Source organism: Duganella callida (genome assembly GCF_004614165.1).
In the GTDB taxonomy this organism is placed as follows: domain Bacteria; phylum Pseudomonadota; class Gammaproteobacteria; order Burkholderiales; family Burkholderiaceae_D; genus Rugamonas; species Rugamonas callida.
The window spans coordinates 43055-57638 of sequence record NZ_SPVG01000117.1; the positions used below are offsets into that span (position 1 = coordinate 43055).

General features: G+C 65.4%; 14 protein-coding genes. 11 read left to right on the forward strand and 3 right to left on the reverse strand.

Annotation, left to right across the window (positions count from 1 at the left end; translation table 11 throughout):
* The first annotated feature begins 2 nt into the window (after nt 1-2).
* From E4L98_RS11810 to E4L98_RS11850, 9 genes are all read left to right on the forward strand, one after another.
* Nucleotides 3-1568: a glycoside hydrolase family 43 protein gene (locus tag E4L98_RS11810; protein ID WP_135201755.1), complete on the forward strand. Its 1566-nt coding sequence runs from the start codon at nt 3-5 to the stop codon at nt 1566-1568.
* A gap of 11 nt (nt 1569-1579) precedes the next feature.
* Nucleotides 1580-2593, forward strand: a complete 1014-nt coding sequence (locus E4L98_RS11815) for an arabinan endo-1,5-alpha-L-arabinosidase (protein ID WP_135201756.1) — start codon at nt 1580-1582, stop codon at nt 2591-2593.
* Between the two features lie 29 nt (nt 2594-2622).
* A complete protein-coding gene (locus tag E4L98_RS11820; protein ID WP_307722111.1) occupies nt 2623-5007 on the forward strand; it encodes a glycoside hydrolase family 127 protein in 2385 nt (794 codons plus the stop codon).
* Nucleotides 5008-5114: 107 nt separating this feature from the next.
* Nucleotides 5115-6077, forward strand: a complete 963-nt coding sequence (locus E4L98_RS11825; protein ID WP_135201758.1) for an ABC transporter substrate-binding protein — start codon at nt 5115-5117, stop codon at nt 6075-6077.
* Nucleotides 6078-6082: 5 nt separating this feature from the next.
* Nucleotides 6083-7693 (forward strand): sugar ABC transporter ATP-binding protein, encoded by a 1611-nt coding sequence (locus E4L98_RS11830; RefSeq protein WP_205746708.1) that lies wholly within the window; start codon nt 6083-6085, stop codon nt 7691-7693.
* A gap of 43 nt (nt 7694-7736) precedes the next feature.
* Entirely contained in the window at nt 7737-8771 is a 1035-nt protein-coding gene (locus E4L98_RS11835; RefSeq protein ID WP_205746709.1) for an ABC transporter permease, read from the forward strand.
* Entirely contained in the window at nt 8768-9766 is a 999-nt protein-coding gene (gene yjfF, locus E4L98_RS11840) for a galactofuranose ABC transporter, permease protein YjfF (protein ID WP_135201761.1), read from the forward strand. The genes E4L98_RS11835 and yjfF overlap by 4 nt, the downstream gene beginning before the upstream one ends.
* A 23-nt stretch (nt 9767-9789) precedes the next feature.
* Nucleotides 9790-10746 (forward strand): glycoside hydrolase family 43 protein, encoded by a 957-nt coding sequence (locus E4L98_RS11845; protein ID WP_135201762.1) that lies wholly within the window; start codon nt 9790-9792, stop codon nt 10744-10746.
* 56 nt (nt 10747-10802) lie between these two features.
* Entirely contained in the window at nt 10803-11741 is a 939-nt protein-coding gene (locus tag E4L98_RS11850; RefSeq protein WP_135201763.1) for a LysR family transcriptional regulator, read from the forward strand.
* Here the strand turns inward: E4L98_RS11850 and E4L98_RS11855 are convergent.
* From E4L98_RS11855 to E4L98_RS11865, 3 genes are all read right to left on the reverse strand, one after another.
* Nucleotides 11738-12067, reverse strand: coding sequence for a four-helix bundle copper-binding protein (locus E4L98_RS11855; protein WP_135201764.1), 330 nt, complete (start codon nt 12065-12067; stop codon nt 11738-11740). The two genes, E4L98_RS11850 and E4L98_RS11855, sit on opposite strands and share 4 nt — an antisense overlap.
* 61 nt (nt 12068-12128) lie before the next feature.
* Nucleotides 12129-12521, reverse strand: a complete 393-nt coding sequence (locus E4L98_RS11860; protein ID WP_135201765.1) for a DNA-binding transcriptional response regulator — start codon at nt 12519-12521, stop codon at nt 12129-12131.
* A complete protein-coding gene (locus E4L98_RS11865) occupies nt 12514-13017 on the reverse strand; it encodes a GAF domain-containing protein (RefSeq protein ID WP_135201766.1) in 504 nt (167 codons plus the stop codon). Before E4L98_RS11865 ends, E4L98_RS11860 begins: the two co-directional genes overlap by 8 nt.
* Before the next feature lie 153 nt (nt 13018-13170).
* Here E4L98_RS11865 and E4L98_RS11870 point away from each other — a divergent pair, with 153 nt between their 5' ends.
* Together E4L98_RS11870 and E4L98_RS11875 are read left to right on the forward strand one after the other, a co-directional pair.
* The gene (locus tag E4L98_RS11870) at nt 13171-14115 is read left to right on the forward strand and encodes a bifunctional helix-turn-helix transcriptional regulator/GNAT family N-acetyltransferase (RefSeq protein WP_229257363.1); all 945 of its coding nucleotides are present in this window, start codon (nt 13171-13173) and stop codon (nt 14113-14115) included.
* Nucleotides 14116-14192: 77 nt separating this feature from the next.
* Nucleotides 14193-14584: penicillin acylase family protein (locus E4L98_RS11875; protein ID WP_167761320.1), on the forward strand; the 392-nt coding region annotated here is incomplete at its 3' end.

Below are 14584 nucleotides of genomic sequence, written 5' to 3' on the forward strand. Positions count from 1 at the left end.
TCATGACTTCACGCCGCAAGGCCATTGCGGGTGGCGTCGCTTTGCTGTTCGCCGGCTGCGGTGGTGGTGGTGGTGGTGGCGGCGGCACGGCCGTCGTCAGCACCACGCCGACGCCGTCGCCGACACCGACCCCGACGCCCGCGCCGACTCCAACCCCAACGCCAGCCCCGACGCCGACGCCGGCGCCGACCAGCATCACCTTCACCGATGCGTCGGTACACGATCCGTCGGTGATCAAGGTGGACGGCACGTTCTACGTGTTCGGCTCGCACCTGGCCGCCGCCAAGTCGACGGACCTGATGAACTGGACCAGGATTGCCGATGGCGTCAACCCGTCCAACCCGCTGTTCAACAACGTCGTCACCGCGTTGGCCGATACCTTCGCCTGGGCGCAGGTAACGGACTTGTGGGCGCCGGACGTGGTCAAGCTCGCGGACGGCAAGTTCTATCATTACTATTGCGCCTGCAAGGGCGACTCGCCGGTATCGGCGCTGGGCGTGGCGGTGGCGGACAAGGTGGAAGGCCCTTACGTCAACAAGCAGATCCTGCTCAAGTCCGGCATGTGGGGCCAGACCAGCGAAGACGGCGTGCACGTCTACGATGCGCTGACCATGCCGAACGTGGTCGATCCGAACACGTTTTTCGACCAGAGCGGCAAGCTGTGGATGATTTATGGCTCTTATTCGGGCGGCGTCTTCATCCTGGAGATGGACCCGTCCACGGGCGTGCAGAAGCCGGGTCAGGGTTACGGCAAGCATCTGATGGGCGGCAATCACGCGCGCATCGAAGGCTCGTATGTGCTGTACAGCCCAGTGTCCAGGTACTACTACATGTTCGTCTCGTTCGGCGGGCTGGATTCGACCGGCGGCTACAACATCCGCGTTTCGCGTTCGCTGAATCCGGATGGTCCGTACCTGGACGCCAAGGGCAACGAGATGGCGAACGTGAAGGCCAATCCGGCGCTGCCGCTATTCGACGATGCCTCGATCGCGCCATATGGGCAGAAGCTGATGGGGAATCACCAGTTCGCGCTGGCTGCCGGCGAGAGCGGCACGCCGCTTGGCTACGTTTCGCCGGGCCACAATTCGGCGTACTACGACGCGGCGACGGGGCAGCACTTCCTGATCTTCCATACCCGTTTCCCGAATCAGGGCGAGCTGCATCAGCTCCGCGTGCATGAATTCTTCATCAATGCCGATGGCTGGCCGGTGGTGTCGCCGTTCCGTTACGCGCCGCTCAGCAGGAACGCGACCGCCTTGGCGGCCGAGGTGACGGCGGCCGATGCGGCGGGTACGTACAAGATGATCAACCATGGCAAGGATATTTCGACCACCATCAAGGCGTCCGCCAATGTGGTGCTTGCGGCCGATGGCACGGTGTCGGGCGCGGCCAGCGGCGTCTGGAAGCACGACGGCAACAACAGGATCACGCTGACGCTGGGCAGTACCGGCACCTTCAGCGGCGTGCTGTCGCGCCAATGGAATACCAACGCCAGCGCATTCGTGGTGACATGGACGGCGCAGTCGGTGGACGGCGTGTCCATCTGGGGCGCACGGACAGGTAATTAAGCGAGGTTCAAATGAAGCATGTTTTATCGGCGGTGATGCTGGCGCTGGCGGTTGCCGGTGCGTCGGCCAGGGAAGTCAGTGTGCACGATCCTGTGATGGCCAAGGAAGGCGATACCTGGTACGTGTTCAGCACGGGGCCGGGCATCACCTTCTACAGTTCGAAGGACATGCGGAACTGGACGCCGGAAGGCCGCGTGTTCGCGGGCCAGCCGGTGTGGGCGAGGAAGGCGGCGCCCACCTTCGACGACCATATATGGGCGCCGGACGTGCAGTTCCATAACGGTAAATACTATTTGTATTATTCCGTGTCGGACTTCGGCAAGAACACCTCCGGCATCGGCGTCACCGTCAATAAGACCCTGAATCCGCATTCGCCCGACTACAAGTGGGAAGACCAGGGCATGGTGCTGCAGTCGGTGCCCAACCGCGACGACTGGAATGCCATCGATCCGAATGTGATCGAAGACGGCAAGGGCAACGCATGGATGGCCTTTGGCTCCTTCTGGAGCGGGCTGAAACTGGTCAAGCTGAATAAAGACTGGACCGGCCTGGCCGAGCCGCAGGAGTGGCATGCGATCGCCAGCCGCACCAACGGCGCCTCCGGCGCGGGCGAGAAGGCGGGGCCTGGCGAGATCGAAGCGCCTTTCATCTTCAAAAAAGGCGACTATTATTACCTGTTCGCGTCGTTCGGGCTGTGCTGCCGCAAGGGCGACAGCACCTATCACGTGGTAGTCGGCCGCGCGAAGGGGGTGACCGGGCCGTATCTCGACAAGAATGGCGTCGACATGATGAAGGGCGGTGGCTCGCTAGTGATCGCCGGCGACATGGACTGGAAAGGCCTGGGCCATAACAGCGCCTACACCATCGATGGCAAGGACTACCTGGTGCTGCACGCTTATGAGACGGCCGACAATTATTTGCAGAAGCTGAAGATCATGGACATGAAATTCGACGCCGCCGGCTGGCCGACGGTGGAGCAGGCAGACCTGAACAAATACCGCAGCTATCAGCTGCCGGCGAAATAATGGCCGCGCCGGCGGTAGCAAGGAGACGGGTGCTGAAACTGGCGGCCGGCGCGGCGGCGGCAACGGCTCTGCCTGGCACAGCGCGTGCCGCTGCCGACGCGGGCACCGCCCCGGCCGCCGGGGGCGCGCTTGCGCTGTTCCCATTAAACGCGGTTCGTCTCGGCCCGAGCCCCTTTCTGGAAGCCCAGCAGACCGACCTGCGCTACATCCTGTCGCTGGACGCCGACCGGCTGTTGTCGCCATTCCTGCGCGAAGCCGGCCTGCCACCGAAGCAGCCCGGTTACGGCAACTGGGAATCGACCGGCCTCGATGGCCACATGGGCGGCCACTACCTGTCGGCGCTGGCCCTGATGCATGCCGCCACCGGCGACGCGGAAGTCTTCCAGCGCCTGAATTACTACGTGGCGGAATTGAAGCGCTGCCAGCAGGCCAACGGCGACGGCTACATCGGCGGCGTTCCCGGCGGCGCTGCCGCCTGGCGCGACATCGCCCAGGGCAGACTGCAAGCCGATAACTTCTCGGTCAACGGCAAATGGGTGCCGTGGTACAACCTGCACAAGACCTTCGCCGGCCTGCGCGACGCCTACGTCCATGCCGGCAGCCAGGATGCCCGCACCATGCTGATCGCGCTGTGCGACTGGACCCTGCAACTGACCTCGCACCTGAGCGAAGAACAGATGCAATCCATGCTGCGCTGCGAGCAGGGCGGCATGAACGAAGTTCTGGCCGACGTCTCGCAAATGACGGGGCAGCGGAAATACATGGACCTGGCGATACGCTTCTCGCACCAGGCCCTGCTGCGCCCGCTGGAGGACGGCAAGGACCAGCTCACCGGCCTGCACGCCAATACCCAGATTCCCAAGGTGATCGGCTTCAGGCGCATCGGCGACCTGACCGCGCGCGCCGACTGGCAGAGGGCGGCGCAGTTCTTCTGGCAGACCGTCCACGACCACCGCACCGTGGCCATCGGCGGCAACAGCGTCAAGGAGCACTTCCATGACGATAAGGATTTTTCGTCCATGATCGAGGAGGTGGAAGGCCCGGAGACCTGCAACACCTACAACATGCTCAAGCTCACCGCGCTGCTGTTCCTAGGCGAGGCGAAGGGCAGCTACGCCGACTACTACGAGCGCGCGCTGTACAACCACATACTGTCCTCGCAGCGGCCGGGCAGCGGCGGCTTCGTCTACTTCACGCCGATGCGGCCGAATCACTACCGCGTCTATTCGCAGCCGCAGCAGGCGATGTGGTGCTGCGTCGGCTCCGGCCTGGAGAACCACGCCAGGTACGGGGAATTCATCTATGCCCATCGCGGCGACCAGCTGTATGTCAATCTGTTCATCCCGTCCACCCTGGAGTGGCGCGAGCAGGGCGTGCAGATACGCCAGTCCAACCGCTTCCCTGACGAAGACCGCAGCACGCTGACCATCAAGGGCAACAAGACCTTCACGCTGAAAATCCGCTATCCGGAATGGGTGAAGCAGGGCGCTCTGCGCATCGCCGTCAACGGCAGACGGGTTTCGGCGGCCATCGGCGCCGATCGCTACGTCAGCGTGCGTCGTCAGTGGCGCGACGGCGACCAGGTGGAAATCCGTTTGCCGATGACCACCCGTCTGGAGCAGATGCCCGACAAATCGGACTATTACGCTGTCCTGCATGGCCCTGTCGTGCTGGCGGCAAAGACCAATCCTTTCGCAGGCGAAAAGCTCAACTACTTTGCCGACGACTCGCGCATGGGCCATATCGCCAGCGGCCCGGTATGTCCACTGGAGCAGGCGCCGGTGCTGGTCAGCGCGAGCACCGCCTTTGCCGACCGTTTCCGGCCGGTGCCCGGCATGCCGCTGACGTTCACCGCGCCGGGACTGGTGCAGGCGCCAAGTGCCGGGCCTACGACTTTTGTGCCGTTCTTCCGCGTCCACGACGCACGCTATGTGGTCTACTGGCCGTATGCGACGCCGCAGGGCTTGGCCGAGCGCCGCGCCCGCGCCGCGCACGAGGAAGCCGAGCGCCTGGCACTGGACGCCCGCACCATCGACCAGGTCGCGCCGGGCGAGCAGCAGCCCGAGTCCGACCACTTCTTCAAGGCGGAGGGCGCGGACGCCGGCATCAACAAGGGCAAGCGTTGGCGCCATGCCACCGGGTGGTTCAGCTACGACCTGACCGACAAGAATGGCGAAGGACGAGCCCTGCGCCTGACATATTCGAAACGCGATGCCGGACGGCGTTTCGATATCCTGATCAATGGCCGGCTGCTGGCCGAAGTGCGTCTGGACGCCGGCGCGCCGTCGGAGCTGTACACCCGCGATTACCCGATTCCCGCGGGCGCCGCCCCGGATGGCAAGCTGGTGGTCAAGTTTATCGCGCGCGATGGCTCGGTGGCGGGCGGCCTGTACGGCCTGCGTCTGCTACGATGACATACTAAAAACGATATCGCATTAATCAAAAATATCATTGGTTAGATATTTCTATTTCTCATAGACTGGGCGATAGCAAATACTACAAAATTCCACGGAGACTTGCTATGAATTGCAATCGCAGAACCTTCCTGGCGGCCGCATTCGCCGCCGCTTTCACCCTGAATCTTCCCGCCTTCGCCGCCAAGCCGCTGGTGATCGGCTTTTCGCAGGTCGGCGCCGAGAGCGAGTGGCGCACCGCGAACACCGTGTCGATCAAGGACGCGGCCAAAAAGGAAGGCATCACGCTGAAATTCGCCGACGCCCAGCAGAAGCAGGAAAGCCAGGTCAAGGCGATCCGCTCCTTCATCGCCCAGCGTGTAGACGTGATCGCGTTTTCGCCGGTGGTGGAATCGGGCTGGGACACCGTGCTGCGCGAAGCCAAGCGCGCCAACATTCCGGTGATCCTGACCGACCGCGCCGTCAATGTCAGCGATCCGTCGCTGTACGTCAGCTTCCTCGGCTCGGACTTCGTGGAAGAGGGCCGCCGCGCCGGCCGCTGGCTGGTGGAGCGCCAGAAGAAAACCCCCGATGCCGTTTTGAATATCGTTGAGTTGCAAGGGACGGTCGGCTCGGCCCCGGCGCTGGACCGCAAGAAGGGCTTCGAGGAAGTCATCGCCGGCAATTCGAAGCTGAAGATGCTGCGCTCGCAGACCGGCGACTTCACCCGCGCCAAGGGCAAGGAAGTGATGGAGGCTTTCCTCAAAGCGGAAGGCAAGAAGATCAACGTGCTGTACGCGCACAATGACGACATGGCCATCGGCGCGATCCAGGCCATCGAGGAAGCCGGCCTGAAACCGGGCAAGGATATCCTGGTGATTTCGATCGACGGTGTGAAGGGCGCGTTTGAAGCCATGATCGCCGGGAAGCTGAACGTGACCGTGGAGTGCAATCCGCTGCTCGGTCCCCAGCTGATGCAGATCGCCAGGGATGTCGCCGCCGGCAAGCCCGTGCCCAAGCGCGTGGTGACGCAGGAAAGCGTGTTCCCGGCCGAAGTCGCGGCCAAGGAATTCCCGAACCGTAAATACTGATCACGATGACGACGACTTCTTCCAGTCCTGTGCTGGAGCTGCGCGGGATCAGCAAGGCGTTCACCGGGGTCCAGGCCTTGAACAGCGTGTCGCTCGATCTGTACCCGGGCGAGGTGCATACGCTGATGGGCCAGAACGGCGCCGGCAAGTCGACGCTGATCAAGGTGCTGACCGGCGTCCATATGCCGGACAGCGGCCAGATTCTGCTGGCCGGTCAGCCGATCCAGCCGCAATCGACGCTGGAGGCGCAGCATCACGGGATCAGCACGGTGTATCAGGAAGTGAACCTGTGCCCGAACCTGTCGGTGGCGGAGAATATCTTCATCGGTCGCTATCCGCGCAAGTTCGGCCGCATCGACTGGAGTGCCATGCGGCGGCAGGCGGCCGGGCTGCTGGAGCGCATGCAGGTCCGCATCGACGTCGGCGCGCCGCTGGCGCAGTATCCGCTGGCGATCCAGCAGATGGTGGCGATTTCGCGCTCGCTGCTGGTGTCGGCCAAGGTCCTGATCCTCGACGAGCCGACGTCGTCGTTGGATGAGAAGGAAGTCGATCTGCTGTTCAGCGTCCTGCGCGGTCTGCGCGAGCAGGGCATGGCGATCCTGTTTGTGACCCACTTCCTGGATCAGACGTACGCGATCTCGGACCGCATCACCGTGATGCGCAACGGCGAGCGCGAAGGCGAGTACCTGGCCAGCGAACTGTCGCGCGTTGACCTCGTCAACAAGATGGTCGGCGCGCCGGCCATCAGTGGCGCCGGTGCGGCCACGGGCGCAGCGCCGGACGCCGTCGCGGCCCAGGAGGCGACGGCTGCCACCGAACCGGCGACTGCGGTTTCCGCCGGCGATGGCACTGCGGAGGCATCGGCCGCGCCATCGCGCTTCCAGACCTTCCTGCGCGCCGTGGGTCTGAGCCGCAAGGGCGCCTTGCAGCCGCTGGATCTGGAGATCCGCCAGGGCGAGCTGCTGGGCCTTGCCGGCCTGCTGGGCTCCGGCCGCACCGAGGCGGCGCGCCTGCTGTTCGGCGCGGACAAGGCGGATGGCGGCAAGATCACGGTGGACGGCAAGGAGCGCTCCTTCACCTCGCCGCGCGACGCCATCGCCGCCGGCATCGGCTTCTGCTCGGAAGACCGCAAGCACGAAGGCGCGATTCTCGACCTTTCGGTGCGCGAAAACCTGATCCTGGCCTTGCAGGCCCGCGGCGGCATCATGCAGGCCATCCCCATGAAACGCCAGCAGCAACTGGCGCAGGAATACGTCAAGGCGCTGGGCATCAAGACCGCCAGCATCGAGACGCCCATCGGCTCGCTCTCCGGCGGCAACCAGCAGAAGGTGCTGCTGGCGCGCTGGCTGGTGACCGATCCCAAGCTGCTGATCCTCGACGAACCGACGCGCGGCATCGACGTGCGCGCCAAGCAGGAGATCATGGATTACGTGGCGGCGTTGTGCCGCAAGGGGATGTCCATCCTGTTTATCTCGTCGGAGCTGCCGGAAGTGCTGCGCGTGAGCGACCGCATCGTCGTCATGCGCGACCGCAAGGCCTGCGGCGAATACCCGCGCGGCGCGCTGGACGACACCACCGTGCTGCACGTGATCGCGGCGGGAGACCAGCATGCATAGCCCGTCCGCGCGCGTCGCGGCGCCAACCGGAACCAATCTGCCCATGCTTGTGCAACATTCCTTATTCCGTCCACTGGCGGCGCTGGCGATCCTGCTGCTGATCGACCTGTTCATGATTCCCGGTTTCTTCCACCTCGAACTCAAGGACGGCCATCTGTACGGCGCCCTGATCGACATCGCCAACCGCGCCGCTCCACTGATCCTGGCGGCCATCGGCATGACGCTGGTGATCGCCACGCGCGGCATCGACATTTCGGTCGGCGCCACGGTGGCCATCAGCGGCACCGTCGCGGCGATGCTGATCGGCGGCACCATGGTGATGCAGAACGGGACACCCGCATACGTCGCCAATACGCCGATGTGGCTCGCGCTGGCCGCCGCCATGGGCGCGGCGCTGGTGTGCGGCGCCTGGAACGGCGCGCTGGTGGCGGGCCTGGGCCTGCAACCGATCGTCGCCACCCTGATCCTGATGGTGGCGGGACGCGGCCTGGCGCAGCTGCTGACCGACGGCCAGATCATCACCGTCTACTATCAGCCGTTCTTCTTCATCGGCAGCGGCTACCTGCTTGGCCTGCCGTTCTCGCTGTTCATTGTGGCCGCAGTGTTCATCGTCACCGCGCTGATGCTGCGCAGGACCGCGCTGGGCCTGTTCATCCAGTCGGTCGGCATCAACCCGGTGGCGGCGCGGCTGGCCGGCATCAGGACGGCGGTGCTGATCTTCCTGGTCTACGTGTTCTGCAGCGCCTGCGCCGGTGTGGCCGGCCTGATGATCACCTCCAATATCAAGAGCGCCGACGCCAACAACGCCGGTTTGCTGCTGGAACTGGACGCCATCCTCGCCGTGACGCTGGGCGGCACCTCGCTGGCCGGCGGCAAATTCAGCCTGGCCGGGAGCGTGGTCGGCGCGCTGATCATCCAGACCCTGACCTACACCATCTATTCCATCGGCCTGCCGCCGGAAGTGAACATGGTGGTGAAATCGGTGGTCGTCTTCCTGGTCTGTGTGTCGCAGTCGCCGGAGTTCAAGAACATGTGGCGCCGCGCCTTCCCGGCCCGCCCCAAGGGAAACGCATCATGAGTACCGTAGTGAACACCAGCGGCCTGCCGGCGCGTCCGATCACCTCGTCGCCATACTTTACTCCGCTGATCACCGTGCTGCTGCTGGCGATGCTGCTGGGCGCGGGCGGCGCGGCCTATCCCGGTTTCCTGTCGCTGCAGGTGATGTTCAACCTGTTGATCGACAACGCCTTCCTGCTGGTGATCGCGGTCGGCATGAGTTTCGTGATCCTGTCCGGCGGCATCGACCTGTCGGTCGGTTCGGTGCTGGCGCTGACCACCATGATCTGCGCCTACATGCTGCAGACCTGGCATCTGCCCCCGCTGCTGGTGATCGGCATCGCGCTGGCAGTGGGCGCGCTGTTCGGCGCCGCCATGGGCGCGATGATCCACTACTTCAAGCTGCAGCCCTTCATCGTCACGCTGGCCGGCATGTTCCTGGCGCGCGGCCTGTGCTACCTGATCAGCATCAACTCGATCACCATCGAAGATCCGTTCTTCGTCGCCCTGTCGCAGACGCAGCTGCCGATCGGCGATTGCTTCATCTCGCCCGGCGCGCTGATCGCGCTGGTCACGCTGGTCATCGCCATTTACGTGGCGCACTGCACGCCCTTCGGCCGCGCCATCTACGCCATCGGCGGCAACGAGCAGTCGGCGCTGATGATGGGCCTGCGGGTGGCGCGCACCAAGGTGCTGATCTACGCCTTCAGCGGCTTCTGCGCCGCGCTGGCCGGCGTGCTGTTCTCGTTTTACATGCTGTCCGGTTACGGCCTGCACGCGCAGGGCACCGAGCTCGATGCGATCGCCGCGGTGGTCATCGGCGGCACGCTGCTGAGCGGCGGCTACGGCTACGTCGCGGGCGCGCTGACCGGCGTGCTGGTGCTGGGCGCGATCCAGACGCTGATCGCCTTCGACGGCACCCTGAGCTCCTGGTGGACCAAGATCGTCATCGGCGCGCTGCTGTTCATCTTCTGCGTGGTCCAGCGCGTGATGACCATGCGCGGTAATAAAAAATAAATCGATAAACACTGGAGAGTATCTTGAAAACGCGTCTGATCGCCGCCGCGGCCGGCCTGCTGGCTTGCGCCGCGCAAGCGGCCAACCCGCTGTTCCCCAACAGGTTCACGGCCGACCCGGCGGCCTTCGTCGACAACGGCACGGTCTACCTGTACGTCGGCCACGACCAGGCCACGCCGCAGGACAAGGATTACGTGATGAAGGAATGGCGGTTGTACAGCAGCTGCGACATGCAGCACTGGACCGACCGCGGCGTGCCGATCGCGCCGTCCGCCTTCAAGTGGGCCAAGGGCAAGGTGGACGCCTGGGCCGCCGACATCGCCAAGCGTGACGGCAAATACTACTTCTACGCCACCGTCGATCACGCCAGCATTCCCGGCCGCGCCATCGGCGTGGCGGTGGCGGACAAGCCGGAAGGCCCGTTCGTCGACGCGCGCGGCTCGGCGCTGATCACCAACGACATGACGCTGGAGAGCAATATCGCCTGGGACGACATCGATCCCGCCGTCTTCCAGGACGACGACGGCCAGGCCTATCTCTACTGGGGCAACTCGGTGCTGAAATGGGCCAGGCTGAAACCCGACATGACCGAACTGGATGGCCCCATCCACACGGTGGGCGTCGAGCGCTACACCGAGGCGCCCTACCTGCACAAGCATAACGGCACCTATTACCTGTCCTACTCGCGCGAATTCCCCGAGGAGACCGCGTACATGACCGGTCCCAGCGCCACCGGCCCGTGGAAGTACCAGGGCGTGATCATGGCGAAGAACGCCAAGGTGAAGACCATCCACCAGGCCATCATCGCCTTCAACGGCAAGAACTACATCTTTTACCACAACGCCAGGTTGCCCGGCGGCGGCGAGTACCGGCGCTCGGTGGCGGTGGAGGAGTTCGCGTACAACGCCGACGGCACCATCCCGTTCATCCAGCAGACCAGGGAAGGGCCGGCGGCCAACCCTGGCGCGGCATGCAAGTGATATCCGATTTTCCGGTAATGTGCAATTATTAATATCGAACGTGATATCATTCGACCATGGACACTAATCCCAATTGGTTCCTGCGCGCGCGCCTGAAAACGCGCCAGCTGCTGCTGCTGATCGCGCTGGACGAGCAACGCAACATCCACCGCGCCTCCGAGGAACTGCACATGACGCAGCCGGCCGCGTCCAAGCAGCTCAAGGACCTGGAGGAGATGCTGGGCGTGCAGCTGTTCGAGCGGCTGCCGCGCGGCATGGAGCCGACCATCTACGGCGAGACCATGATACGGCACGCGCGCATGGCGCTGACCAGCCTGTCGCTGGCGCACGAGGACATCGTCGCCATCAAGGCCGGGCTGACCGGACAGGTCGACATCGGCACCATCATGACGCCGGGGATCGCGCTGCTGCCGCAGGCGATCACGCGTACCAAGCAGCAGGCGCCCAAGCTGCGCATCGGCGTCGAGATGGAGCAGTCCAACGTGCTGCTGGAGCAGCTGCAGCGCGGCCGCCTGGATTTCATGATCGGCCGCATCCCCGAGCGCGAAAGCGCCGCGGGGCTGAGCTACGAGGAACTAGGCGACGAGCCGGCGTGCGCGGTGGTGCGGCCCGGCCATCCACTGCTGCAGGCCAGGAATCTGCAGCTGCGTGACATCGCCAGCCAGCCGTGGATCCTGCCGCCCCAGGGCAGCATCCTGCGCGCGCGCTGCGAGCTGATGTTCCGCCGCGCCGGCCTGGAGGTGCCGGTCAACGTGGTCGACACCACCGCGGTGCTGCTGATCAAGCCGCTGCTGCAACAGACCGACGCGCTGAACGTCATGCCGATCGCGGTGGCGCAATACTACCAATCGCAGGGGGTACTGAACATCCTGCCGATCGAACTGCCGTGTCGCATGGACGCCTACGGCATCATCACCGTGGACGGCCACATCCTGTCGCCCGGCGCCAGCCTGCTGCTGCAGGCGGTGCGCGAAGTGGCGCGCGCGATGCGCTAGGCCGCCATCCTGCGGCAGCTGTGCTCGCACGCCTCGCAGGCGCGCGCGCATTCCTCCATGCCGTCCAGCTCGGCGCAGCTGACGGCGCAATCGTGGCAGATGTCGGCGCACAGCGCGCACAGGCGCGGCGCGTACGGCGAGCCGCTCAGCTGCAGATTGGCCGACAGTTCGCAGATGGCGGCGCAATCCATCATCAGCCGGAAATGGTCGGGTTCGACGTGGCGGCCGCCCACGCGCAGGCAGTGGGTGAGGGCGGTTTGCAGACAGGCCTGGTGGCAGTTGGTGCAGGCGTCGATACAGTCCTGCATGTCGGGTAAGGCATCCATGGCGGCCTCCTTTCAGAAAACCCCATGCTAGGCCGGCGCCGGCGCCGGGACTGTGCGTTGACTATCTTTGCGGGCCGGCGCCCAAGGCCGCGAACGCTTCCAGCAGGATTTTGGCGCGGAACGGCTTGAGGATCACGCGGCTGACCTTGCGCTCGCGCAGCGCGTGCATCAGCTCCGTGGTCGCCTGCTCGACCATGACGGCGATCGGCATGGCGGCGTCGCTGGCCGACTGGCCGGCGCGCACCCGGTCCAGCAGGGCCAGGTCGACGCCGTCGGCGCAGTCGATCGAGATGACCGCGCCGTCGAAGCCGCGTTCGCGCAGCAGGCGCTCGGCCGCCTGCACGCTGGCCGCCTCGTGCACCGTGCCCAGGCCCAGCGAGCGCGCCGTCATCGACACGGTCTTGCGCAGCAGCGGTTGTGGTTCGACCAGCAGCATGTGCAACGACTCAGGCATCCGCGCCCTCCGGCGGCGCCAGCAGCTCCTCCACCAGCAGGTCGCGCAGCGAAACCAGGATCGCCAGCTCGGTGGCGTCCAGCGTGCGCGGCTTGTAATCGATCAGGCACAGCGTGCCGATGACGAAGCCGGACGGCATGGCCAGCGGCGCGCCGGCATAGAACACGATGTAGGGCGGTTGCGTCACCAGCGGGTTGTCGGCGAAGCGCGCATCGGCGCGCGCGTCCTCGACCACGAAGATGTCCGGCTGGACGATCGCATGGCCGCAGAACGAGATGTCGCGCGCGGTCTCGCACACGTCCAGGCCGACGCGCGCCTTGAACCACTGGCGGTTCTGGTCGACCAGCGAAATCAGCACGGTCGGCATCAGGAACTCGCGCGACGCGAACTGGACGATGCGGTCGAAACGCTGTTCCGGCGGCGTGTCCAGGATCAGCATCTCGCGCAAGATGGTCAGGCGCTCGCTGTCGTAGTCGGGAATCGGCGCTGCTAGCATGGCGGGGACGGCGCGGCGGCCGCGGAGTCGTGTTGCTACGACTTTAACACCAACCCGCGGCCAGCGGCGCACTGCGCGGCGGGGGCGCCACAGAATGTTGACGCAGTCAGCGATCTGTCGCACAATCCGGCCATCTGAATGCCCGGAGCCGCCATGCCCGTTGCCGCCATGCCCGAACGCGACCGCGTTGCCGCGGTCCGTTCGTTCAACCGTTTTTTCACGCGCCAGATCGGCGTGCTGCGCGAAAGCCTGCTGCACAGCGACTTCACCCTGACCGAAATGCGCGTGCTGTACGAGCTGGCCAACCACGGCGACCAGCCGTCGGCGGCGCTGTGCCGCGACCTCGGGCTGGACCGCGGTTATCTGAGCCGCATCATCAGCAAATTCGAGCGGGCCGGCCTGGTCGGCAAGGTGCCGTCGGCCACCGACGGCCGGGCCAAGCTGCTGCGGCTGACCGGGCACGGCCGCGCCGTGTACGAACCGCTGGACCGCCGCTCGCGCGAGGAGGTGGGCGAGCTGCTGGCGCGCCTGGACGAGCCGGACCAGCTGCGCATGCTGGCGGCGATGGACACCATCCGCACGCTGCTGGAACGGCAGGAAGGCATGAAGTACGCCCAGCCCTTCGTGCTGCGCGCGCACCGCGCCGGCGACATGGCCTGGATCGCGCGCCGCCACGGCGAGCTGTATCAGCGCCAGCAGGGCTGGGATCGCAGTTTCGAGGCGCTGGTGGCGCGCATCTGCGCCGACTTCGAACGCGATTTCGATCCGCGCCGCGAGCACTGCTGGATCGCCGAGATGAAGGGCCGGCGCGTCGGCTCGGTCGCGCTGGCGCGCAGCGGCGAGGAGGGCGTGGCCAAACTGCGCCTGCTGCTGGTGGAGCAGCAGGCGCGCGGTTACGGCCTCGGTTCGCGGCTGGTCGACGAGTGCCACCGTTTCGCCCACGCCGCCGGTTACCGCAAGGTGCGGCTATGGACCACCGACCAGCAGCGCCAGGCGCGCCACATCTACCGCGGCAAGGGCTATGTGCTGGTGGCCGAGGAGCCGGTGCACGCCTTCGGCCAGGACATGGTCAACGAAACCTGGGAGCTGACGCTCTGACGGCAGCTGGCCGATTGCCGCGCGGCGGGCTCTCTGGCACTATGCCATCCTGACAATGTCGACACCACGGGGATGGTATGCAAAAGAACAACCGGCTGCTGGTTTGGTCCAAACGACTGCTGTTGATCGTACTGGTTTTGCTGGTGCTGGCGGTTGCCGGCGCCTGGCTGTATTTGCGCGGCAGTCTGGCGCAGCTGGAGGGGACGCGCCGCGCCGCCGGACTGGAAACGTCCGCCAGTATCGCGCGCGACGCCCATGGCGTGCCGGTGATCAGCGGCGGCAGCCGCAACGACGTCGCCTACGCCACCGGCTTCGTGCACGCGCAGGAGCGCTTCTTCCAGATGGACCTGCTGCGCCGCGTGGCGGCCGGCGAGCTGGCCGAGATGTTCGGCGAGCGCGCGCTGCCGCTGGATAAGTCGCACCGGCTGCACCGCCTGCGCGCCCGCGCCGAACTGGCGCTGAGCGCGCT